This is a genomic window from Ensifer soli (assembly GCF_041928815.1).
GTDB lineage: Bacteria > Pseudomonadota > Alphaproteobacteria > Rhizobiales > Rhizobiaceae > JBHFEI01.
On the sequence record NZ_JBHFEI010000007.1, the window covers coordinates 167384 to 190450 of the forward strand.

Below are 23067 nucleotides of genomic sequence, written 5' to 3' on the forward strand. Positions count from 1 at the left end.
ACTACTTCCTTCCCCAGACGCCGCGCAGGAGCGCCTCGATCTCGCTGTTGACGGCGGTGAGCGATTCCATCGCCCGGTCATAGGTGCCGCGGGTGAACTGCGCCCGGTCGACCTCGTAGAGCGTCTGCTTGGTCACGCCCGCATCGGAAACGGCGGTCGATTTCAGCATGGCGTGCTGCAGCATGCGGTTGCCGAAGATCGCCCGCATGAAACCGGTCATCTGGCTCTGCGGCCCGTCATTCGGCTCGAAGCGGGTGACGAGATAGCGCATCCAGTCGTAGCTCGTCCGGCCGCCGGCATTCTCGACCACCGCCATCAGTTCGCTGGTCATCGACAGGAACTGCGACATCGACATGACGTCGAGCATCTGCGGATGCACGGTGATCAGCACGGAGGTCGCGGCGCAGAGCGCCGACATGGTGAGGAAGCCGAGCTGCGGCGGGCAGTCGATGACGACGACGTCGTAGAACTGCTCGATGTCGGCGAGCACGTCGCCGATGCGGGCGAAGAACATCGTCTCGGCGGTGCCGGCGGTCATCGCCCGCGGCGTCTCGTGCTCGAACTCCATCAGTTCGAGATTGCCGGGGATGATGTGCAGCCGCTCGATATAGGTGGTGCGGACGATGTCGCTGACGGGGCGGGCATTCTGGTAGCGGATCGCGCCGTAGAGCGTCTCGTTCTCGCCGACGTCGAGCTCCGGCTGGTGGCCGAAGAGCGCGGAAAGCGAGGCCTGCGGATCGAGGTCGATCGCCAGCGTGCGGTAGCCGCGCAGCGCCACATATTGCGCGAGATGGGCCGCGGTCGTCGTCTTGCCGGAGCCACCCTTGAAGTTCATCACCGAGACGACCTGCAGCTTCTCGCCCGCACGGCGGTGCGGCACGTATTTGCCCGCCTTGTTGCCCTCGTCGAGGACATGGCGGATCCGCTCGATGTCGGCGACCGAATAGAGCCGCCGGCCGTTCGCCAGCGGCTCCGGCCCATGGCCCTCGAGCGCCACCTGGCGCAGATAGCCCTCGCCGATGCCGATGAAGGCGGCGGCTTCGGCCGGCGAGAACGGCCGCATCGATTTCTGCGACATCGGCGGGAAGGTCTTGCGCTGATGCTCCTGCAACTGATGCGCCAGCTCCTGCGCGTCCTGGGCCAGCATCGACGGCAGGTGCTCCTGCACCTCCGCCACGGCCATTCTCTGCTGCGCCATCGCACCCTCTCAAACTGCGCAAATCATCTCGATCGGCTTTGTTCTGCGCAGTTAGCATAGGTTTCGATGGTTACCAAAATGTAAATATCGCCGTTGTCCGCGGACAACCGGCGAGACACTAAGCTGCGGCAGCGGTTGTCCGCGGACAACGCGGGCTCGGGACGGACACGGTGGAACACCCGGCAAGGGCAGATCCTTTCGTCAGGGACGTCCCGGCGCTCCGTTTGCGTCCCGAATGCCCGTTCCTGCGCCAAGGCCTGTCATTGACCGCCGAATAATTCATTAAATTTATGGACTATTGACAGGCGCTACGCTTGTGGCAGAGTTTCACCGATCCCTCGCGACGAAGGGACGGGAAAACAGGGGTTTGGCATGTTCTATCTCGGCGGAATGAGCCTTGGCTACTTCACCGCGCCACTGAAGCGCGGCAAGACGCACGCACCGGAGGATCGCACAGTGCGCGAGGCGCGCCCGGAAAGGACCGAGACGGTCGACCGGGAGCGCGAGATCGAATTCGAGCGGGCCTTCATGACCCCCTGGCACCTGTTCTACTGATCAGCCGAGCCAGGTCCTGTAGTCGGAGACGAGCAGGCGGAACGGCGCCTCGTCCTCCTCGATGCCGGAGAAGCGGGTGACCGCCGGATCCTCGAAGACGTTGTCGGTGGCGTCGTCGTTGACGGTCGAGACCTCGGCGACGAAGACGTCGCCACCCTCGCCCCAGAAGGCGTGCCAGTCGCCGGGGATCAGCGTCACGCTCTCGCCGGGCGCGAGCCGCAGCCGTTCTCCGGGCGCGATGGTCCGCACGATCCCGTCGGTCGCCACCGTCACCCCTTTCGACCGGTCGCAGGCACCGTCCGTGTCGCCGTAGAGTTCCAGGACCAGCGTGCCGCCGCCGCGATTGATGATGTCCTCGGCCTTGAGATCGTGGCGGTGCATGGGCGTCACCTGATCCTTGCGCGAGATCATCGCCTTTTCGGCATAGAGCATGCCGCGCCCGCGCTTCAGGTCCTCGAACCTTCCGTTGCGCACGGTGAAGAGGATCAGGCCGGTCGCGGCGAAATCGCCGAGGCCGAAATCGGTGATGTCCCAGCCAAGGCTGGCGCCGGTGATGCCGGCGATCTCGGAACCGCGCGCCTTCATCTCCTCCGGCGTCCAGTGCGCGAAGGGCGGCAGGATGTAGCCGTGCCCCCGCATGAAGGCTTCGCTCTCGCGGATGATGCGGTTGATCTCGCTGCGCTTGACGGTGGTCATGATCTGAACTCTCCCTGATGTCGTCTACTTGACGCCGATGCCGGCGGTCAGCGCGCCGTCGATGCGATGGTCGGAACCAGTGATGAAGCCCGCCCGATCGGAGGCAAGGAAGGCGATGAAATCCGCGACCTCCTCCGGCTCGCCGATGCGGCCGATCGGATGCGCCTCGCCGAAGCGCGCGAAGACCGCGTCGAGATCGGCATCCTCTCCCTCGAAGGTGCGGGCGGCCAGCGCCAGGATCGGCGTGCGCACCGAACCGGGGCTGACCGAGACGACGCGGATGCGGTCCGGGGCGAAATCGAGCGCCATCGCCCGGGTCAGCGCGTGGATCGCGCCCTTCGAGGCGACATAAGCCGACACGCCGCGCTGGCAGGCATGGCCCTGCACGCTGGACAGGTTCACGATGACGCCGCCGCCGCGGCGGCGCATCTCCGGAACGCCGTATTCGGCCGTCAGGTGGATGCCGCCGACATTGACCGCCATGCAGCGCATGAACACGTCGAAGGGCGTCGTCGTTGCATCGCCATAGGGGTGGACGGCGGCGGCGTTGACGATAATGTCGAGACCGCCGAAGGTGCCGACCGCCTCGCCCATCGCGGCCGCGACATCGGCGGGAACGGAAATGTCGGTGCGGATCGAAACGAGGTCGAACCCCTTGACCGTGGCGATGCCTTCGAGTTCGCGATTGGCGTCGTCGTCGATGCCGAGCGCCGCGACCTTCGCCCCCGCCTGCGCCAGTCGGAGCGCGACCGCGCGCCCGATGCCGGTCGTGCCGGTGACGACCGCCACCTTGCCGGAAAATTCTCCCACAGTGATCCTCCCGTCTCCTCCGGCGCTCCAGGCGCCGGGCTTTTCTGCCGGCGGTAGTGTTAACGCAGCCGGGCGCCGCTTGGGAAGCGGGAATCGGCGCCGCGGCAACAGCGTGCGGCCGGCTTGCAAAAGCGGCGAGCCGCGGATTAAGTGCGCGCGACGGATGCGAAAAACGGAGGAAACATCATGCTCGAAAGCTGGCGCTGGTTCGGTCCCGAGGACCCGGTGACGCTCGCCGACGCGCGACAGGCGGGCGCCCACGGCGTGGTCACGGCGCTGCACCATATCTATGACGGGCGCGCCTGGACGCCGGAGGACGTGGCGGAGCGCAAGGCGCTGGTGGAAAAGGCAGGCATGGTCTGGGCCGTCTGCGAGTCTATCCCTGTCGCGTCCTCCCTGAAGCTGCGCGACGGCAAGTGGCGGCAGACGCTCGATGCGTGGAAGACGAGCCTCGCCAATCTCGGCCGCGGCGGGGTGCCGGTCGTCTGCTACAATTTCATGCCCGTCGTCGACTGGACGCGCACCAACCTGCTCTATCCGACGGAGGCCGGCGGCTTCGCCCTGCGCTTCGACATGATCGATTTCGTCGCCTACGACGTCTTCGTGCTGAAACGGCGCAATGCCGAGGAGAGCTATGACGTCGAGGTGGTCAGCGCTGCCCGCGCGCGTCTCGACCGGATGGGCGAGGACGAGATCCTGAGGCTCGAGACCAACATCATCGCCGGCCTTCCGGGCGGCGAGGACACGCACACGCGCGAAACGATCCGCACCCGCATCGCCGCCTATGACGACCTGTCCCCCGACGACATGCGCGCCAATCTCGTGGCGTTCCTGAAGGAGGTCGTGCCCGTCGCGGCCGAGACCGGCGTGCGGCTGGCGATCCATCCGGACGATCCGCCCTTCTCCCTTTTCGGCCTGCCGCGCGTCGTCTCGACGGCCGAGGACATCGCGACCGTCCTCGGCGCGGTCGATGTCCCGGAAAACGGCATCACGCTCTGCGCCGGTTCCTACGGTTCGCGCCATGGCAACGATGTCGTGGCGATGGCAGAGCGTTTCGCTGACCGCATCCACTTCACCCATCTGCGCAACGTGACGAAGGAGTCGGACCGGTCGTTCATCGAATCCGAGCATCTTTCCGGCGATGTCAACATGGTGTCGCTGATCGCGGTCCTGCGCGCCGAGGAGCGGCGCCGGGAAGCGGAGGGGAGGGCGGACAGCGTCATCCCGATGCGTCCGGACCACGGTCATCTCCTGATCGACGACATCAAGAAGACGGTCAATCCGGGCTATTCCTGCATCGGGCGGCTGAAGGGCCTTGCGGAACTGCGCGGCGTCATCGCCGCCGTCGACCAGTTCCAGGGCTGAAGAGGCGCTCCGCCACGAGGTCCGGTAAGACACCCGCGGCCGGAAGGCCGCGGGTGTCGTCGTTCAATGCGGCAGCGACAGATGGGTGTGGACGCCGAGGTCCGGCTCGCGTCCGGTCAGATTGGCCTTCGCCACCTCCCAGCCGAAGCGCAGCGCGCTCTTCGGCGACGCCCAGATCGAGACGTCGTCGAGCTTCAGCTGCAGCAGGGTGAGCTCGGGATCGTCTTTTCCCCCCTCGTACCAGGCGGAAACGGCGGCCGACCAGAACCTGTCGACATGCTCGCGCGACAGGCGTTCGCTGATCGTCCCGGCAAGGCAGGCATGGTAGTCGTGGTCCTTGCCGACGACGCAGAAATGGGCCCGGCTTCCCGCTCGCACGGCGGCGATCAGGTCCGTCGACGTCTTGGTGAAGAACCAGATCGAATTGGTTTCCTTCTCGACGAAGGGCGCCATAGGCTGCATGTGCTGGCCGGACTCCTCGACGCCGAGCATGCCGGCATGGATGTCGCCGATTTCGTCCCAGAGCTGCTGCAGCGGGTCGAGGCGGGTTTTCTCAAGATCTGCCATGGTGTTCTCCTCTCGGCTTCCGGCAACTCAGGCGGCGCTGCGACGGTCGTGGCGGCCTTCCTCGACCTCCTCGACGATCTTCGCGACGAAGGCGGCGAGATCGTCCGGCTTGCGCGAGGTGACGATCCCCTTGTCGGTGACCACGGGCTCGTCCCGCCAGATCGCCCCGGCATTGACCATGTCGGTGCGGATCGACGGATAGGACGTCGCCTTGCGGCCGCGCAGCGCGTCCGCCTCGATCAGCAGCCAGGGGGCGTGGCAGATCGCCGCCACCGTCTTGCCGGACCGGACGAAGTCGCTGACGACGCGCATCGCGTCCCTTTCATTCCGCAGCGTGTCGGGATTGATCTGGCCGCCGGGCAGGACCAGCGCATCGAAGGCCTCCACGTCGACGGCCTCGGCGGCGAGGTCCGCCTCGACGCTGTCGCCCCAGTTCTTTTCGTCCCAGCTGCGAATTGGCCCGGTTTTGAGCGAGGCGATCCTGACCTCGGCACCTTTTGCCTTGAGTTCATCCAGGGGAACGCGCAGTTCCGAGCGCTCGTAGCCGTCGGTCGCGAGGATGAGGATTTTCGCTTGGTCGATTCGGGGCATGGCCCGTCTCCTTCGTCGTGAGCGGCAACCCGCGATCGGGCTGCCTTCTGGTGTCGGTAGGGTTCGGCGCAGACGGGCTCGCCCCATCAACGACTTGCCACCGGCTTCGTTCCCGACCGACCCGATTTTGACGATTGACAGGCAACGGAGAAAGAACATATCATGAACATATGCAGCGATCCCTGAAAGAACGGCTGGCCATCCTCGCCGATGCCGCGAAATATGATGCGTCCTGCGCCTCGAGCGGCACGGTCCGTCGCCACTCCGCCGGCACGGGCGGCCTCGGCTCGACCGAGGGCTCCGGCATCTGCCATTCCTACGCGCCGGACGGCCGCTGCATCTCGCTGCTCAAGATCCTGCTGACGAATTTCTGCATCTATGACTGCGCCTATTGCGTCAACCGCTCTTCCAGCAATGTCGAGCGCGCCCGCTTCAGCGTCGAGGACGTCGTGTGGCTGACGCTCGAATTCTACCGGCGCAACTACATCGAGGGACTGTTCCTCTCCTCCGGCATCATCCGCTCGTCGGACCACACGATGGAGGAGATGCTGCGCGTGGCGCGCAGCCTGCGCCGCGACCACCAGTTTCGCGGCTACATCCATCTGAAAGCGATCCCGGAGGCGTCGCCGGCGCTGATCGAGGAGGCCGGCCTTTATGTCGATCGCCTGTCGATGAACATCGAACTGCCGACCGATGCCGGCATCCGTCGCTACGCGCCCGAAAAGCGACCCGAGACGATCCGCAGGTCGATGGCCGATCTCAGGCTGAAGATCGAGGCGGCGGGCGAGCCGACGCAAAGCGGCAGGCGCAAGCGTTTCGTGCCGGCCGGGCAGAGCACGCAGATGATCGTCGGCGCGGATGCCGCCGACGACCGGACGATCCTCGACGCGAGCGCCCGGCTCTATGGCAGCTACGGCCTGAAACGCGTCTATTATTCCGCCTTCAGCCCGATCCCCGACGCATCGAAGGCCCTGCCTCTGGTCCGGCCGCCGCTGATGCGCGAGCACCGGCTCTATCAGGCCGACTGGCTCTACCGCTTTTACGGTTTCGCCATCGACGAGGTGACGGCGGGCCGGGCCGACGGCATGCTCGACCTCGACCTCGATCCGAAGCTCGCCTGGGCGCTTTCGCATCGCGAACAGTTTCCCGTCGACGTCAACAGGGCGCCGCGCGAGATGCTGCTGCGGGTGCCGGGCCTCGGCGTCAAGGCGGTGAAGGCCATCCTGGCCTCGAGGCGCCACGCGTCGCTGTCGCTCGATCATCTCGCCCGGCTCGGCGTCTCGCTGAAGAAGATCCGGCCCTTCGTCGTCACCGAAGGCTGGACGCCGGTGCGACTGATCGACAGGGCCGATCTTTCCGCGCGCTTTCGCCCCGAGCCGCGGCAGCTTTCGCTCTTCGAATGATCCGTGTCCGGCTTCAAGGACGGGGCGACGGCGAGGAGTGGCGCAGCGCCGCCCGCGCGCTCGTCTCCGCCGCGATCGCCCCGGAGGAGGTCTCCTGGTCGAGCGCAGGGGAGGGGGACCTGTTCGGCGCCGGCGATCGCCTGCCGGACGCCCGCCCGGATGCTGCACGGATGACGGTGCCCGCGCGCTTCGTCGCCCTCGCCGAGGCGGCGTTGTGCCACAGCGATCCGGCGCGCTTTGCGCTCCTTTACAGATTGCTGTGGCGGCTGAAGACGGAGCCGCGGCTGCTCGACAACGCCGCCGACCCCGACATCGCCCGGGCGACGCGCCTCGAACGCTCCGTCCGGCGCGACTGCCACAAGATGACCGCCTTCGTCCGGTTCCGCGAGGTCGAGGCCGGTGACACAGCCCGCCGGCGCTTCGCCGCCTGGTTCGAACCCGACCATTACATCGTCAGGCGCACCGCCGGCTTTTTCCGGCGCCGCTTCGCGGACATGGACTGGCTGATCGCCACGCCGAAGGGGGCGAGCGCCTGGGACGGGACGGCGCTCAGCATCTCCGACGCACCGGCGCCCCGGCCGGAGGCGGAGGATCAGGCCGACGTGCTGTGGAAGACCTATTACGCGCATATCTTCAATCCCGCCCGACTGAAGACCAGGGCGATGCAGGCGGAAATGCCGAAGAAATACTGGAAGAACCTGCCGGAGGCGGCCCTCATCCCCGGCCTGATCGCCGGCGCGCCCGAGGTGGTGCGGTCGATGGCAGCGCGCCCGGCGACGGAGCCGCCGCTCTTTCACCATAGGCTGCAGGCCCGCGCCGCGGATATGCCGTCGCCACCAGCGCCGGAAGCGGAGACGCTTGACGGGCTTCGCGACGCTGCGCGGGGCTGCACCGGCTGCGGCCTGCACCGCATGGCCACCGGAACCGTGTTCGGCGAGGGCAGGGCGGGAGCAGACATCCTGTTCGTCGGCGAGCAGCCGGGCGACCAGGAGGACCTCGCGGGGCGCCCCTTCGTCGGCCCGGCCGGCCGGCTGCTCGACCGGATGCTGGAGGAGGCCGGCATCGACCGGCGCGACGCCTATGTCACCAATGCGGTCAAGCATTTCAAATACGAGCCGCGCGGCAAGCGGCGGCTGCACCGCCGCCCGGATCGCGGCGAGGTGACCGCCTGCCGCTGGTGGCTCGACCGCGAGATCGCGCTGGTCGGCCCGCGGATCGTCGTCGCGCTCGGCGCGACCGCGTTCTTCGCCCTCACCGGTGAGACCGGGCCCGTCGGCGCGCGCCGCGGGCAGGTTCTTCCGATGACCGGCGGCCGCGTTCTGATCGCCACCATCCATCCGTCCTACCTGCTGCGGCTGCCCGATGCGCACCGCGAAGCCGACGAGCGCCGGCGCTTTGCCGACGATCTCGCGCGGGTGGCGAGCGTGCATCGCGGACTTCGGGCCGAGCAAACCGGCTGAACCGGCCGCCACCGGCGCGGGATCGGCCGACCGGGTGCCGACGGCAGTCAGCGGCTCCTTGCCGCAGGTCGGCTTTCGCCGCCGATGGGGCGGTCACGGCGGGATCCACAATCGCCTGGCGTCGCCTTCGCAAGCGTTCCGTTGCCGTCTCGGATCAGAAGCCTGAAAGACACCCGGCACAGGCACAGAGGACATTCCGACAGGCGGGATTGCGGGTTCCCGTCAACGCGCCCATGATTGCCGGGAGAAGACAACCAGTCACGGAGAGAGACCCATGTCCGGCGAAACAATCTCGGTGGTGAAACTCATGGAGCCTGTGCCGGAGGATGCGCCGATCGGAACCCTCCTCGGGGAGATATATGTCTCCGGAGCAGCCCCAGAAACATGGTCGTACAGCATACTCAGTCAAAGCATCGTCGACCGCGACGATGGAAGCGGCGGCGAGGCGTCGACGGATTTCTTTCGAATAGAAGGCAACAAAATCCTCACCAATGATAAGATAGACTACGGTTATTTTGGCTATCACTTTTTTTATTACACCATGAGCTTCCTCGCCAGCAGCGAACCCGGCGCCTTTCAGGTGTCGGCAGAGGTCGATTTTTCCGTGATCGACACCTTGACGGTGATCAGGGGGACAGCAGGGGCCGACACGCTGAAAGGTGACGGCGGCATGGACAAGCTCATGGGCGGCGCCGGAAACGATTTCCTCTACGGCGATCGTGGCGACGATGTCCTCTACGGATCGACGGGGCGGGACATTCTCTCGGGCGGCAAGGGCGCCGACACGTTCCTCTTCAAGTCGGTCCTGGACAGCACGGCAACGGCACCCGACCAGATCACGACATGGGATGCCGGAAAGGGCGATCTCCTGCCCGGTGACCTCATCGATTTGGCCGCCATCGACGCGAACACGAAGGTCTCCGGCAATCAGGTCTTCGACTGGATCAGGACCCGGGAATTCACCAGGCATGCGGGCGAACTCCGGTTTGAGCACGACGGAGGAAAAACCCTGTTGCAGGGCGACGTCGACGGAGACGGAAAGGCGGATATCGTCATCCTCATCAATACCGAGGTCGCTCTCTACCGCGAGGATTTCCTTTTCTGAGATCCGCCGATAGCCCCGGCGAGATGTGTCGCAGCCGCAACCAGAACGGACGTTGTCCGTCCCGGTGCCGGAATTCTTGACAGGACGGGCAAATCATGAAAATCTTTTCATAAGAGGATAAAAATATCAAAGGGGAGGAGGAATGGCGACCGGCGGCGGCTCCACGCTTCGCGAGGAGGAGGCCAGTCTGGCGACGCGAGCGGCCTGGCTGCACTATGCCGGCGGCCTGACTCAGACCGACGTCGCCAAGCGCCTCGGCATCACCTCGCTCAAGGCACACCGGCTGATCACGAGGGCCAACCAGGAAGGCCTCGTCAAGGTCTTCATCGACGGCGAGGTCTCGGATTGCGTCGCGCTGGAGCAGCGCCTGATCGACCGGTACGGCCTCGATTATTGCGAGGTCGTCCCCGATTTCGACTCCGACGACCTGCCGCTGAAGGCGCTCGGCATTGCCGGGGCGCAGTTCCTCAAGCGCGAGATCGAACGGGAGGGCGCGCCGCTGATCGGCATGGGCCATGGGCGCACGCTGGCGGCGCTCGCCAACCAGCTGCCGCGCATGCAGAGCGCGCATGTGCGCTTCGTCTCGCTGCTCGGCGGGCTGACGCGGAAATTTTCCGCCAATCCGCACGACGTGATCCACCGGCTGGCCGACCGGACCGGCGCGGATGCCTATGTCATTCCGGTCCCCTTCTTCGCCAACACGCTCTCCGACCGCGCGGTGCTGTTCAGCCAGCGCGGCGTGCGCGAGATCATGGACCTGGCCGCCACCGCTGATCTCTTCGTCGTCGGCATCGGCACGACCGGGCCGGAGGCATCGCTGGTCGCGACCGGCATGATCGGCACCGACGAGATCGAGGCGGTGCGCGCGCTCGGCGGTGTCGGAGAACTGCTCGGCCATTTCTTCACGCGCGACGGCGCGCTGCTGGAGACGCCGCTCTCGGGTCTCACCTTCACGCTGACGCGCGACGCGCTCGCCGGGAGGCGCGTGGTCGCGGTCGCCGGCGGCCGGCGCAAGGCGCCGGCGATCCATGCCGTGCTGTGCAGCGGCCTGCTGAAGGGGCTGGTCACCGACGAACGAACCGCAAGCGCGCTCGTCAGCGGTTCGATCGAGGACGAGACTGCAAGCGCCGCCGGCCCCGGAGGCGGACGCGCGGCAGGCGGCGAGGACGCGTCCGCAGCTGGGCGCCACGGACCAACGCGGACATAGGACATGACGGAACGGAAAGGCGGAGCCCGGTCACGCCAAAGGGGCGCGGACCGCCATTGCAGGAGGAGGAATGCCGGTGTGTGACGCTGGAGACGATCGAACCTTTGAGCGCGCGGGAGGCGGCCGGCCATGCGTGACATCCTGATCGGCATCGACGCCGGCACCTCTGTGCTGAAGTCGGTCGCCTTCGATCTCGAAGGCCGCCAGATCGCCGCGGCCGCCATTGCCAACAGCTACGAGACCGTCGGCCGCGGCGGCGTCGTGCAGGATCTCGCCCGCACCTGGGCGGATGCGGCGGCGACGCTGCGCGACCTTGCCGGCAAGGTGGAAAACCTCGCCTCGAGGGTGGCTGCGGTGTCCGTCACGGCGCAGGGCGACGGCACCTGGCTGATCGACCGGGACGGAGAGCCGGTCGGCAAGGGCTGGCTCTGGCTCGATGCGCGCGCCGGCGACATCGTCGACCGCCTGCGGGCCGATCCCGGGGAAGCGGCGCGCTTCGCCCGGACCGGCAGCGGCCTTGCCGCCTGCCAGCAGGGTTCGCAGCTTGTCTGGATGCGCGACCACGCGCCGGAGATGTATGCCGGCGCCACGACCGGCTTTCACTGCAAGGACTGGCTCTATTACAAGCTGACCGGAAAGCGCGCGACCGATCCGTCGGAGGCCTGCTTCACCTTCGGCGATTTCCGCGCCCGCAGCTACAGCGACGAGGTGATCGGCTTTCTCGGCCTCGAGAGGCTGAAGCATCTCCTGCCGGAGATCGTCGACGGCGCGCGCGAGCAGCACGCGCTTTCGGCGGAGGCCGCCCGCGCGACCGGCCTCCTCGCAGGGACGCCCGTCGTGCTCGGCTATGTCGACGTGGTCTGCACCGCGCTCGGCGCCGGCCTCTACGAGCCGGGCACCGACACAGGCTGCTCGATCATCGGCTCGACCGGCATGCATATGCGCCTCGCGCCGAGCGCCGACGACGTGCATCTGAACGCCGACCGCACCGGCTATGTGATGTGCCTGCCGGTGCCGGGCGCCTACGGCCAGATGCAGACCAACATGGCCGCGACGCTCAACATCGACTGGATCCTCCAGATCGCCGCCGACGTGATGACGGCGATGGGGACGGCACCGAAGAAGTCCGATCTCCTCGGCCGCATCGACCATTGGCTCGAACAGGCGGGCGACACGCCGCTCGTCTTCCACCCCTATATCTCCGAGGCCGGCGAGCGCGGGCCGTTCGTCGATGCCACGGCGCGTGCGTCGCTGATCGGGCTTTCGGTCTCGCACGGCTTCGCCGACATGGTGCGGGCCGTCCTCGAGGGCCTCGCGCTGTCCGGCCGCGACTGCTACGTCGAGATGGGCGCGCTGCCGAAGCGGATCCGGCTGACGGGGGGTGCGGCGCGCAGCCGCTCGCTGCGCCGCATCGTCGGCGCGGCACTCGGCGCCAGCATCCAGACGAGCGAGCGCGAGGAGGCGGGTGCCGCCGGCACCGCGATGATCGCCGCCGTCTCGCTCGGCATCTATCCGTCGATGGAGGCCTGCGTGCGCGACTGGGTCACGCCCTACCAGCGCCCGGCCGAGCCGCACGACCCCGTTCTCGCGGAGCGCTACGACCGCCTCTTCCCGATCTACCGCCAGTCGCGGCAGGCGCTCCGTCCCACCTGGCACGACCTTGCCGCCGTGCCCCCATCCCCACAGGATTAAGACTCCATGAAGAAAATAGCCATCATCGGCGACCGGTTCATGCTGCCCGAGGTGTTTCGCGACAAGGTCGTGGAGGCCTGCGGCGACGGCCTTGAGATCCGCCTTCTCGAAATGCCCTGGCCCGACGAGCCTATGGAGCACGGCTATGCCGTCGAGGGCATGGACGGGCTCAAGGAATATATGGGGAGGCCCGACGAAATCGTCGCCTTCATCGGCGATGCCGAGATCCTGATCACGCAGCTCGCGCCGGTCTCGCGCGGCATGCTGGCGCAGATGCCGGACCTGAAGCTGATCGCCGTCTCGCGCGGCGGGCCGGTCAACATCGACATGGCGGCGGCGCGCGAGGCCGGCGTCCTCGTCGTCAACACGCCCGGTCGCAATGCGAGCGCGGTGGCCGAATTCACCCTCGGCGCCATCCTCGCCGAGACGCGGCTGATCCGCACCGGCCACGAGGCGCTGCGCAAGGGCGACTGGCGCGGCGACCTCTACCGCGCCGACCGCACCGGCCGGGAACTGTCGGAAATGACCGTCGGCGTCGTCGGCTACGGCAATATCGGCACAAAGGTGGTGCGCCTGCTGCGCGCCTTCGGCACCAAGGTGCTCGTGCACGACCCCTATGTCCAGCTTTCCGCGGAAGACCGCAATGCCGGCGTCGAGCATGTCTCCTTCGACGACCTGCTCGCCCGCTCGGACCTCGTCACGCTGCATCCGCGCGTGACCGAGGAGACGAAGAACATGATGAATGCCGAGGCCTTCTCGAAGATGAAGCCGGGCGCCGTCTTCGTCAACACCGCGCGCGGCCCGCTCTGCGACTACGAGGCGCTCCACGCGGCGCTGACCGACGGCCGGCTTTCCGCCGCCATGCTGGAAACCTTCGCCGTCGAGCCGGTGCCGGCCGACTGGCCGCTCCTGCAATTGCCGAACGTCACGCTGACGCCACATATCGCCGGCGCCTCGGTGCGCACCGTCACCTATGCCGCCGAGATGGCGGCGGAGGAGGTGCGCCGGTATCTCGCCGGCCTGCCGCCCGTCAATCCGTGCTGACCGGTTCCGGCCACAGGCGGTCAAGGGACAGGGCGCCGCCTCCGGCAGGCGGCGCCCGTTTCGCATCCGAGTAATGGTGAAAATTTTTTTCATGACCCCGTCGAAATCCGCGCGGCGGTCGATTATAAGAGCCCGAGGAGGAGAGACCGGTGGGACGTTCCGAGTTTGAAGCTTTGCGCGCCTTGTCCGCGCGGGTCGGGGCCGACCCGGCGCTGGTCCAGGGTGCCGGCGGCAACACCTCGATCAAAGAGGACGGCATCCTCTGGATCAAGGCCTCCGGCCTGTGGCTGATGAACGCGCTGAAAAGCGACGTCATGGTCCCGGTCGCGCTCGCGCCCCTGCTCGACGCGCTCCGGCGCAACGATCCTTCGGCCGAGAAAGCGCAGGACTATGTCGTCAGGGAGCGCAATCCCTCCGGCCTGCGGCCTTCGATCGAGACGACCGTGCATGCGTTGATGCCGCAGGCGGTCGTCGTCCACGTCCATTGCGTCGAGACGATCGCGCTTGCGGTCCATGCCGATGCCGAGACGCGTGCCGCGGAAAAACTCGCCGGCATCCCCCATGCCTATGTCCCCTATGCCCGGCCGGGCCTGCCGCTGGCCCGCGCCATCGCCGCCCGCATCACGCCGGACACGCGGATGCTGATCCTCGGCAATCACGGCCTCGCCGTCGCGGCGGACACGGTGGCGGAGGCGGACGCCCTGCTCGAACGGGTGTCGGGCATGCTCGCCGCGGCGCGCCGGACGGCGCCTGCCGCCGATCCGGCGTTCCTGTCGGAACACGCCGAGGGGAGTTCCTTCACGCTGCCCGACGATGCCGCGATCCACGACGCCGCGACCGATCCGGCGAGCCTTGCGGTCGCGGCCGGCGGCAGCCTCTATCCCGATCATGTCATCTTCCTCGGCAAGGGGTCGGTGATCGCCGGCCCGGGCGAGACCGCACTGTCGATCGAGACCGCGCTGCGTGAGAAAGACCTTCCTTTGCCGCCGGCGATCCTCTTCCCCGGCAAGGGCGTGCTGGTCGCGAAGGGCGCCACGCCCGGCGCACTCGCCATGGCGCGCTGCCTGTCCGACGTCGCCGGCCGTATCGCGCCGGGCGCGGAACTGCGCTACCTGACCGACGGCGAGAATGCCGAACTGCTCGGCTGGGACGCGGAGAAATACCGCCAGCAGCTCGAGCGGGAAGGGAACGTGAGGTCATGAGCGGCCCCCTCGTTCTCGGCATCGACATCGGCACGTCGGGCGCCCGCGCCGTTCTCATGACGCCGGATGTCGCCATCGTCGCATCCGGGGCGGCGAAGATGGCGGATTTTTCCGCCGATCATCGCGATCCGGAAGGCTGGCGCGGCGCGGTCGATGCGGCGTTGAGGCAGGCCTTGTCCGCCGTCGACGACCGGTCCCGCATCCGCGCGCTTGCGATCGACGGCACGTCGGGCACGATGCTGCCGGTCTCCGAAGCGGGCGCGCCGCTCGGGCCGGCGATGATGTACAACGATCCGGTCGACGACGCGGCGATCCTCGCGGCGATCGCCGCCCATGCGCCAAAGGAAAGTGCCGCCCATGGCGCAACCTCCGGCCTCGCCAAGGTGATCACCTATCAGGCGATCCCGGGCGTCTTCCGCATCATTCACCAGGCCGACTGGCTTTCCGGCCATTTCACCGGCCGCTACGACACCTCGGACGAGAACAATGCGCTGAAGACCGGCTACGACCCCGTCGCGCGCCGCTGGCCGGACTGGATCGCCGCGACCGGCGCCCGCGCCGAGCTGCTGCCGCGGGTACTGCCCGCCGGTTCGCCGGTCGCCACGATCACGCCGGACGCCGCCGCCCGATACGGCCTGCCGGCCGATCTCGTCGTCGTCGCCGGCACGACCGACGGCTGCGCCTCGTTCCTTGCCACCGGCGCCGACCGGCCGGGCGACGGCGTCAGCGCGCTCGGCACGACGCTGACGGTGAAGATGCTGTCGGACACGCCGCTCTTCGCGCCGGAATACGGCCTTTACAGCCACCGCATCGGTGACGTCTGGCTCGCCGGCGGTGCCTCGAACACCGGCGGCGTCGTGCTCGCCGCCCATTTTACCAGCGAGGAGATCGCGCTTCTGTCGCAGGAGATCGATCCGGAAACCGTGACCGGGCTCGACTACTATCCGCTGGTGAAGGACGGAGAACGCTTTCCGATCAACGATCCCGCGATGAAGCCGCGCATGTCGCCCCGTCCCGACAGTGACGCCGAATTCCTCAAGGCCATCTTCGAGGGTATCGCCGGTGTCGAACGGCTCGCCTATCAGCGGCTCGCCGGCCTCGGCAGCCCGGCCTTGCGCTCGGTGCGCACCGTCGGCGGCGGGGCGAAGAATGCGGCCTGGAGCGCGATCCGCCAAAGGGCGCTCGCCGTGCCCTTCGAGCCGGTGCTGTCGGAGGAGGCGGCGGCCGGCACGGCCCGGCTGGCGCTTGCCGGCGCGAAGGCTGCGGGGGTGATCCGATGAGCCCGACCCGGATCGACGGTATCGGCGACCTCGTCGACCGCTTCGACGCCTTCCTCATCGACCAGTTCGGCGTGCTGCGCGACGCGACCGGCCCCTATCCCGGCGCGCCGGAGACGCTGACGCGGCTGAAGGAGGCGGGGAAGCGCATCGTCATCCTCTCCAATTCGGGAAAACGTTCGGCGGAAAACAGCGTCCGGCTGGAAAAGCTCGGCTTCGTTCCCGGCTCCTGGGACTGGTTCCTGACCTCGGGCGAAGTCGCCTGGCGGCTGCTTTCGGCGGAAGGGGAGGGGGCGGAACGCGCCTGCCTGCTCGTCAGCCGCGACGGCGACACGTCTGCACTGGACGGGCTGAATTTGCGCCGCACGGAAAGCGGCGCGGAGGCCGATGTCGTGCTGCTCGCCGCGAGCGAGGGCGATGTTCATCCGATCGGACATTACGAAGCGCTGCTGGCGCCGGCTGCGCGCCGCGACGTGCCGTGCCTCTGCACCAACCCCGACAAGATCATGCTGACGAAGGACGGCACCGCTTACGGCGCCGGCCGCATCGCCGAGCTCTACGAGGATCTCGGCGGCACGGTGCGCTGGATCGGCAAGCCGTTCCCGGACATCTATGCCACGGCCCGCGCTTTCCTCGACGGCATCCCGCCGGAGCGCATCTGCTGCATCGGCGACAGCATCGAGCACGACATCGCCGGTGCGGCCGGCGCCGGGCTCGCCTCGCTTCTCGTCACCACCGGCATCCTCGAACATGCGACCGACGGCGAGCGCGAGACGCTCTATGCCGAGCATGGCGCGGTTCCGGATTTCCTCACACCCAAATTCCTCTGGTAGCAAAAGGATCCTGCCATGGCGTTTCGTCTGTCCCTCAACACCAATCCGATGGTGAACCGCTTCGCCGACCCGGATGACGTGATCGACACGATCGCCGAGAAAATCCGCATCGGCTATATCCAGCTCACCCCCGAATTCATCCAGCCGCACTGGCCGGCCGCGACGATCACCCGCCGCGTGCGCGAATTCCGCCGGGCGCTGGAGCGCAACCAGGTGCGCGTCACCTCCCTGATGACCAGCACCTATGCCCGCCTCAACCATCTCGGTCACCCCGACGCCGATGTGCGCCGCTACTACATCGACTGGTTCAAGACCTTCGCCGACATCGCCGGCGAGCTCGGCGCCGACGGCATGGGCTCGCAATTCGCCATCTTCACCCACAAGGACTACGACGATCCGGAGCGGCGCGAGGAACTGACCAAGATCGTCATCGACGGCTGGCGCGAGATCGCCGAACAGGGCAAGGCGGCCGGGCTCGACTATGTCTTCTGGGAGCCGATGTCGGTCGGGCGCGAGTTCGGCCATACGATCGCCGAATGCCGCCGTCTCGACACGCGCTTCGCCGGCGAGGGCCTGGCGCTGCCGTTCAAGATGATCGTCGACATCGACCATGGCGACGTCACCTCCGACAATCCCGACGACACCGACCCCTATGCCTGGGCCGCCGCCTTCCCGCACGAGTCCCCGATCATCCACGTCAAGCAGTCGTCGATGAACAAGGGAGGCCACTGGCCGTTCACCAACGACCGCAATGTCGACGGCCGCATCCAGCCGGAAAAGCTGATCAAGGCGGTCGCCGATGCCGGCGGCACGGACAACGAGATCTGCATGGAGCTCTCCTTCCGCGAGCGCGAGCCGACCGACCACCAGATGGTCGACATGCTGCGCGAATCCGTCGCCTATTGGGAGCCGCACATCGACACCGGCTTCAACCGCTGATCAGTCCCGCCCGGTCGCCGGGATCGCCGCGCCGGTGACGGCGGAGGCTTCCGCCGAGAGCAGGAAGCGGATCAGCCGGGCGATCGCCTGCGCCGAGACCCAGGCGGAGCGATCCGCATCCGGCATGGCGCGGCGGTTGTCCGGCGTGTCGATCGTGCCGGGCAGGATGCAGTTGGCGGTGATGCGGCGGTCGCGGTTTTCCGCCGCGATCGCCTCGGTCAGCCGGATCACCGCCGCCTTCGAGGCGGCATAGGCCGACTGGCGCGCCCCGGCCTTCAGCCCCGGCGCCGCCGCGACATGGACGATGCGGCCATGGCCCGCCTCCTGCATCGCCGGCAGAACGGCCGCGCTGATGGCATAGGCGGTACGGGCGTTCATCTCCATCAGCCGGTCGAAGAGCGCGAGGCCCTCGGGCGCGACCGGCCCCATGTCGAAGCCGCCGACCGTGTTCGCCAGCCCGTCGACGCGGCCGAACGTCGCGAGGCAGTGCGCCACGACGCGGGCGCAGTGCGCGGGATCGCCAAGGTCGATGCTGCCGAGCGTTTCGAGCCTGCCGCTCTCCGGCGCGGCCAGTCCGGCAAGCCCGTGTCCGTCATGCCCCGTGGCCAGCACATTCGCGCCGGCAGACAGAAGCTCGGCGACGACCGCGCGGCCGAGATTGCCCGAAGCACCTGTGACGATGACGACCCTGTCCTGCATGCTGTCCTCCGCGACGATCCGGAGCATGTCCCGCAAAGGCGCGCAGCGGTTTTGCAAGACATGCGTGAAGGCGAACATATAAAGCGCAGACGCGATTCTAAAAGATCCCGACGCGTTCCGGACGTGTCAGGGCCAATGCGATCCGTTTGTCCCGAAAGGACACGCGACCCCGAAAGACCGGAAGGCCTGTCCGGGTCAGGATGACGCTTATGGCTTCCAGAGCATTTCCGGCCGTGGCGGGCTCCCCTCGGCGTCGGACAATATGGCAAAAACAAAACGAGACAGCATGTTCAGTGAGCCGGTGCTCACCGAACATGCTCGCGCCGAAGCGTCGCGCAAATGGCGGGCGTTGCCGAGGGCGGCGTCAGCCGTTGCCCGAAGGCTTGCGGCAGGAGAGCACGAAGCGCCGGTAGAGCCGCGTGCGCAGCCGGTTGCGCAGATCCGCGCCCTTGCGTTGCGCGGCGGCGATCGGCACATGCGACCGCTCCTCGAAGCCTTCGAAACCGGCGGCGTCGAGCATCGGCACCAGCCGCTCGACCGTCAGCCCGGCGCCGAAGGGAAGCCGCCGCATGATCGCACCGTGCCGCTCGCCCATCGCGCCGTCGTAATGGGGGTCGTGGCCGATCACCCGTTCGACGAGGGAAATCGCGGTCGCGGCGAGGCGGCCGAGCGGCGTCGGCCTCGCCCAGTCGCCGTCGAAGACGAGCAGGACGCCGCCGGGCTTCAGCAGGCGGAACCAGTCGGCAAAGGCGGCCTCCGGCGCCGTCAGCGTCCAGACGAGGTGGCGGCAGACGACGGCGTCATAGGCCGCGTCCGGCTCCATCGTCCGCTCGGCGTCGGCAAGCCGGAAACGGACGCGGTCCCGATGCTTGGCGCGCGCGGTGGCGAGCATCGCCTCGGAAAAATCGAGCGCCGTGACGGCATGGCCGAGCGAGAGCAGCACGTCGGTGATCTCGCCTGTGCCGCAGGCGAGTTCGAGCACGGTCTGCGGAGGAGGCCCGAGCACGGCGCCGATCGCCGCCGCCCAGGCGTCGTGTTCGGGGCCCCGCGGGATGCGATGGCCGAAGGCGAGGTCGAAGGTCGCCGCGCGCCGCGACCAGTAGTCGCGGATGTCCTCTTTCAGGTCGTAATTGCCGCTGCCGCTCATGCGCCGATCCGCCCGGCCGGAGAGACGACCCGCGACGGGCGGCGCGCGACGGCGAAACGGATGTGGCAGCCGCCGTCGGCCTCGTGGGCGATGTCGGCCTCGACGCCGAAGACATCGGCGATCCGCTCCGCCGTCAGCACCTCGCGCGGCGTGCCGAGGGTGACGAGCCGGCCGCCCTGCATCACCGCGATCCGGTCGCAGAACATCGCCGCGTGGTTGAGGTCGTGCAGCGCGGCGACGACGGTCAGGTCCTGCCGGCGCACGAGGTCGAGGAGCGCGATCTGATGGCCGATGTCGAGATGGTTGGTCGGCTCGTCGAGCAGCAGGATGTCCGGCTGCTGCGCCAGGGCGCGCGCGATGTGCAGCCGCTGCCGCTCGCCGCCCGACAGCGTGTGCCACCAGCGGCCGGAAAGATGGGCCATGTCGACATTGGCGAGCGCCGCGTCGACGATGCGGTCGTCCTCCGGCGACCAGGGCGTCAGCGCGCCGAGATAAGGGGTGCGGCCGAGCTCGACCGCCTGGCGCGCGGTGATGCGTTCGGCGGTTTCCGCCTGCTGCTCGACAAAGGCGAGCCTTCGGGCGACGGCGCGGCGCCCGAGGGTCGCGATCGGCGCGCCGTCGAGGGTGACGATGCCGGCCTTCGGCACGCGGATGCCGGCAATGAGCGCCATCAGGCTGGTCTTGCCCGAGCCGTTCGGCCCGATGATGCCGAGGAATTCGCCAGTGCGGACCGTCAGCGACACGTCCTTCAGGATCTCCACCCCGCCGGCGGACCAGCGGAGCCCTTCGCCTGCAAGCGTCATGGGCGTGCCCTCCTCTGCCCCAGGATGACGGCGAAGGCCGGCGCGCCAACGAGCGCGGTGATGACGCCGATTGGCAGGACCTGGCCGGGGATCAGCGTGCGCGACAGGATGTCGGCGAGGATCATGAACACCGCGCCGATCAGCGCGGAGGCCGGGAGCAGCACGCCGTGGCGCACCCCGACCAGAAGGCGTGCCGCATGCGGGATGACGAGGCCGACGAAGCCGATCGAACCGACGATCGACACCATCACCGCCGTCATCATCGCCGCGACACCGACGAGCGCCAGATAGGTGCGGCGCACGGAAATGCCGAGCGAGGCGGCCGATTCCGCGCCGAAGGTGAAGGCGTCGAGCGCGCGGGCATGCATCAGGCAGACGACGAGGCCGGCAAGCGCCGCCGGCACCGCCAGCCAGGCATCCGGCCAGCGCACGCCGGAGAGGTTGCCGAGCAGCCAGAACATGATGCCGCGCGCCTGCTCGGCGGTTGCCGCCTTGGTGACGATGAAGGAGGTGAGCGCGTTGAAGAGCTGCGAGCCGGCGACGCCGGCGAGGATGATCGCCGCCGTGCCGCGCCCGGCCCGGACCGCGAGCAGGCTGACGAGCAGGAAGGCGACGACGGCGCCGAGGAAGGCGCCGAGCGGCATCGTCAGGACCCCCGCGCCAACCCCGAGGATCGCGACGCCGACCGCCCCGGTCGAGGCGCCGGCGGAAATGCCGAGGATATAAGGGTCGGCGAGCGGATTGCGCAGCAGCGACTGCAGCACCACGCCGGACAGCGCCAGCGAGGCGCCGCAGGCGGCCGCGACCACGGCCCGGCTCATGCGGTAGCTCCAGACGATGCCCTCGTCGAGCGGCTCCAGCGGATAGCCGGCGTTCCACAGCCGGTTCGCCACCGTCTGCGCCACGGTCGAGAACGGGATGGCGGTCTCGCCGATCGCCGCGCCGAACCAGAGCGCGGCGAGCAGAACGACGAGCGCGGCGATCACCGCGCCCGTGCGCCCGAGGGGAGGGACGGTCCGGCTCACCGGCTAAGGCCGGCGGCGTCGATGTCGGCGGCGAGCGTCTCGATGCCCTCGATCGTGCGAATCGTCGGGTTCATCGCCTGCGCGTCCATGGCGAAGACATGGCCCGCCGTCACCGCCGGCATCAGCCGCGCCACCGGATCGGTCTTCAGGAAATCGCGCTTCGCCTCCAGGCTGTCGAGCGGATAGCGCCGCCGCTCCATCGCGCCGGCGACGATGACGGTCGGGTTCGCCTTGGCGATCGTCTCCCAGCCGACGGTCGGCCATTCGTCGTCGGTCTTGATGATGTTGTCGATGCCGAGCGCCGACATGATGTAGCCCGGCGCGCCGTTCCTCCCCGCCACATAGGGATCGGCATCGGCGGCGCTCGAGAACCAGAAGACGGCCGAGATCCGGCCGCGCGCGGCGGCGATCTTCTCGCGGGCCGCCGCCTCGCGCGCCTTGAGGTCGGCGACGACCTCCTCGCCCCTGTCCTGCACGTCGTAGATCGCGGCGAGGTCGCGGATCTCCCTGTAGACGAGGTCCATGGTGAAGACCTGGTGGCGCACGCCGTCGCTGGCGGCACTGTTCTCCTTGCCGACGCAATCGGCCGGCGAGGTATAGACCGGGACGCCGAGTTCCTCGAACTGTTCCGGCCTGGCGACGACGCCCTCCGGCCCGACCTGCCACTGGAACTGGACCGTGACGATGTCCGGCTTCTTCGAGAGCACGCTCTCGAAGCTCGGATCGTTGTCGGCGAGCCGGTCGATCGTCGCGTTGACCTCCTCGTAGCCCTTCAGCACCGGTCCAACCCAGAGCGCCGTGCCGGCGACCCTGTCGGAAAGGCCGAGCAGGTAGAGGATCTCGGTGCTGCTCTGGCCGATCGACACCGTGCGTTGCGGCGCTTTCTGAATGGTGATGCTGCGGCCGCAGTTTTCGAGCGTCAGCGGATAGGCGGTCTCGGCGGCGAATGCCGGCGCGGCGAAACCGGCGGCAAGCGCCACGAGCCCGGCGACGATGCGCCGGCTGGAGAGAATGGTCATAGGGATTCCCCGATATGAATGACGTGGATGGAAAGGCGATGTCAGGAAGGCCGACAGGCGCGTCGATCGATCGTCATCGGGGAGGCAGGCGCGCGCATGCGCCGTGAAGACAAGGTGATGGTCATAGGGCTCCTGTTCCGGGCATCCCCGCCCGTGACGCTGGATCTTCGTATGACGGCAGGTCTCCTGGCTTACGGATATGCGCCGGTCATCTGCCTTCCCGCGCGGGTCTCGCGCAGTGGCATGGCGCATCTTGCGCCACGAGGATGAACGGCAATCCGCTTACAGTTGCGGGGGCAGCCACGGTCTTGGCCCCTTTTCCGGGTCGTCCGCACCGTGTTCCCTATTATTCCCCTCCACCTCATGGGCAGGGGAACCGTCATCTCCAGATAGCGGCCGGCCGGCCCGCCCGTCAAGGCGCCGCCACGAA

22 protein-coding genes and 1 riboswitch are annotated in these 23067 nt (G+C 68.0%); of the genes, 12 read left to right on the forward strand and 10 right to left on the reverse strand.

The window, feature by feature from the left end:
- Position 1 precedes the first annotated feature (1 nt).
- Positions 2–1198 (reverse strand): plasmid partitioning protein RepA, encoded by a 1197-nt coding sequence (gene repA / locus ACEVQ6_RS12680; protein ID WP_374889358.1) that lies wholly within the window; start codon positions 1196–1198, stop codon positions 2–4.
- Between the two features lie 372 nt (positions 1199–1570).
- Here repA and ACEVQ6_RS12685 point away from each other — a divergent pair, with 372 nt between their 5' ends.
- Complete coding sequence (locus ACEVQ6_RS12685; protein WP_374889359.1) at positions 1571–1753, forward strand: hypothetical protein; 183 nt, start codon at positions 1571–1573, stop codon at positions 1751–1753.
- On the opposite strand, the gene ACEVQ6_RS12690 is transcribed toward ACEVQ6_RS12685, so the two are convergent.
- Complete coding sequence (locus ACEVQ6_RS12690; protein ID WP_374889360.1) at positions 1754–2449, reverse strand: D-lyxose/D-mannose family sugar isomerase; 696 nt, start codon at positions 2447–2449, stop codon at positions 1754–1756.
- 24 nt (positions 2450–2473) lie between these two features.
- A complete protein-coding gene (locus ACEVQ6_RS12695) occupies positions 2474–3259 on the reverse strand; it encodes an SDR family NAD(P)-dependent oxidoreductase (RefSeq protein ID WP_374889361.1) in 786 nt (261 codons plus the stop codon).
- Positions 3260–3445: 186 nt separating this feature from the next.
- Here ACEVQ6_RS12695 and uxuA point away from each other — a divergent pair, with 186 nt between their 5' ends.
- Positions 3446–4624, forward strand: a complete 1179-nt coding sequence (gene uxuA, locus ACEVQ6_RS12700) for a mannonate dehydratase (RefSeq protein ID WP_374889362.1) — start codon at positions 3446–3448, stop codon at positions 4622–4624.
- A 63-nt stretch (positions 4625–4687) separates the two neighbouring features.
- On the opposite strand, the gene ACEVQ6_RS12705 is transcribed toward uxuA, so the two are convergent.
- On the reverse strand, positions 4688–5191 hold the full coding sequence (locus ACEVQ6_RS12705) for a pyridoxamine 5'-phosphate oxidase family protein (protein ID WP_374889363.1): 504 nt from the start codon (positions 5189–5191) through the stop codon (positions 4688–4690).
- Positions 5192–5218: 27 nt separating this feature from the next.
- Positions 5219–5782, reverse strand: coding sequence for a type 1 glutamine amidotransferase domain-containing protein (locus tag ACEVQ6_RS12710; RefSeq protein WP_374889364.1), 564 nt, complete (start codon positions 5780–5782; stop codon positions 5219–5221).
- 170 nt (positions 5783–5952) lie between these two features.
- On the opposite strand from ACEVQ6_RS12710, the gene ACEVQ6_RS12715 reads away from it, so the two are divergent.
- From ACEVQ6_RS12715 to ACEVQ6_RS12760, 10 genes are all read left to right on the forward strand, one after another.
- A complete protein-coding gene (locus ACEVQ6_RS12715; protein WP_374889365.1) occupies positions 5953–7185 on the forward strand; it encodes a putative DNA modification/repair radical SAM protein in 1233 nt (410 codons plus the stop codon).
- Positions 7182–8645, forward strand: coding sequence for a UdgX family uracil-DNA binding protein (locus ACEVQ6_RS12720; protein ID WP_374889366.1), 1464 nt, complete (start codon positions 7182–7184; stop codon positions 8643–8645). Before ACEVQ6_RS12715 ends, ACEVQ6_RS12720 begins: the two co-directional genes overlap by 4 nt.
- 274 nt (positions 8646–8919) lie before the next feature.
- Entirely contained in the window at positions 8920–9750 is an 831-nt protein-coding gene (locus ACEVQ6_RS12725) for a calcium-binding protein (RefSeq protein ID WP_374889367.1), read from the forward strand.
- A gap of 142 nt (positions 9751–9892) precedes the next feature.
- The gene (locus tag ACEVQ6_RS12730) at positions 9893–10957 is read left to right on the forward strand and encodes a sugar-binding transcriptional regulator (protein WP_374889368.1); all 1065 of its coding nucleotides are present in this window, start codon (positions 9893–9895) and stop codon (positions 10955–10957) included.
- A 129-nt stretch (positions 10958–11086) separates the two neighbouring features.
- Positions 11087–12649, forward strand: coding sequence for an FGGY-family carbohydrate kinase (locus ACEVQ6_RS12735; RefSeq protein WP_374889369.1), 1563 nt, complete (start codon positions 11087–11089; stop codon positions 12647–12649).
- 6 nt (positions 12650–12655) lie between these two features.
- The gene (locus tag ACEVQ6_RS12740; RefSeq protein WP_374889370.1) at positions 12656–13693 is read left to right on the forward strand and encodes a 2-hydroxyacid dehydrogenase; all 1038 of its coding nucleotides are present in this window, start codon (positions 12656–12658) and stop codon (positions 13691–13693) included.
- A 149-nt stretch (positions 13694–13842) separates the two neighbouring features.
- Positions 13843–14895 (forward strand): class II aldolase/adducin family protein, encoded by a 1053-nt coding sequence (locus tag ACEVQ6_RS12745; RefSeq protein WP_374889371.1) that lies wholly within the window; start codon positions 13843–13845, stop codon positions 14893–14895.
- The gene (locus ACEVQ6_RS12750; RefSeq protein WP_374889372.1) at positions 14892–16175 is read left to right on the forward strand and encodes an FGGY-family carbohydrate kinase; all 1284 of its coding nucleotides are present in this window, start codon (positions 14892–14894) and stop codon (positions 16173–16175) included. The genes ACEVQ6_RS12745 and ACEVQ6_RS12750 overlap by 4 nt, the downstream gene beginning before the upstream one ends.
- Positions 16172–17005, forward strand: coding sequence for a TIGR01459 family HAD-type hydrolase (locus ACEVQ6_RS12755; RefSeq protein WP_374889373.1), 834 nt, complete (start codon positions 16172–16174; stop codon positions 17003–17005). Before ACEVQ6_RS12750 ends, ACEVQ6_RS12755 begins: the two co-directional genes overlap by 4 nt.
- A gap of 15 nt (positions 17006–17020) precedes the next feature.
- Positions 17021–17944 carry a sugar phosphate isomerase/epimerase family protein gene (locus tag ACEVQ6_RS12760; RefSeq protein WP_374889374.1) on the forward strand — a complete coding sequence of 308 codons (924 nt, stop codon included), beginning with the start codon at positions 17021–17023 and terminating at the stop codon, positions 17942–17944.
- Here the strand turns inward: ACEVQ6_RS12760 and ACEVQ6_RS12765 are convergent, their stop codons facing one another.
- The 5 genes from ACEVQ6_RS12765 to ACEVQ6_RS12785 form a co-directional block, all read right to left on the reverse strand.
- Entirely contained in the window at positions 17945–18643 is a 699-nt protein-coding gene (locus tag ACEVQ6_RS12765) for an SDR family NAD(P)-dependent oxidoreductase (RefSeq protein ID WP_374889375.1), read from the reverse strand.
- A gap of 364 nt (positions 18644–19007) precedes the next feature.
- On the reverse strand, positions 19008–19790 hold the full coding sequence (locus ACEVQ6_RS12770; protein WP_374889376.1) for a class I SAM-dependent methyltransferase: 783 nt from the start codon (positions 19788–19790) through the stop codon (positions 19008–19010).
- Positions 19787–20593, reverse strand: coding sequence for an ABC transporter ATP-binding protein (locus tag ACEVQ6_RS12775; protein WP_374889377.1), 807 nt, complete (start codon positions 20591–20593; stop codon positions 19787–19789). Before ACEVQ6_RS12775 ends, ACEVQ6_RS12770 begins: the two co-directional genes overlap by 4 nt.
- Positions 20590–21618 carry a FecCD family ABC transporter permease gene (locus ACEVQ6_RS12780; RefSeq protein ID WP_374889378.1) on the reverse strand — a complete coding sequence of 343 codons (1029 nt, stop codon included), beginning with the start codon at positions 21616–21618 and terminating at the stop codon, positions 20590–20592. Before ACEVQ6_RS12780 ends, ACEVQ6_RS12775 begins: the two co-directional genes overlap by 4 nt.
- A complete protein-coding gene (locus ACEVQ6_RS12785) occupies positions 21615–22637 on the reverse strand; it encodes an ABC transporter substrate-binding protein (protein WP_374889379.1) in 1023 nt (340 codons plus the stop codon). The genes ACEVQ6_RS12780 and ACEVQ6_RS12785 overlap by 4 nt, the downstream gene beginning before the upstream one ends.
- Positions 22638–22796: 159 nt before the next feature.
- Positions 22797–23033: riboswitch (cobalamin riboswitch) on the reverse strand.
- Positions 23034–23067: the final 34 nt, after the last annotated feature.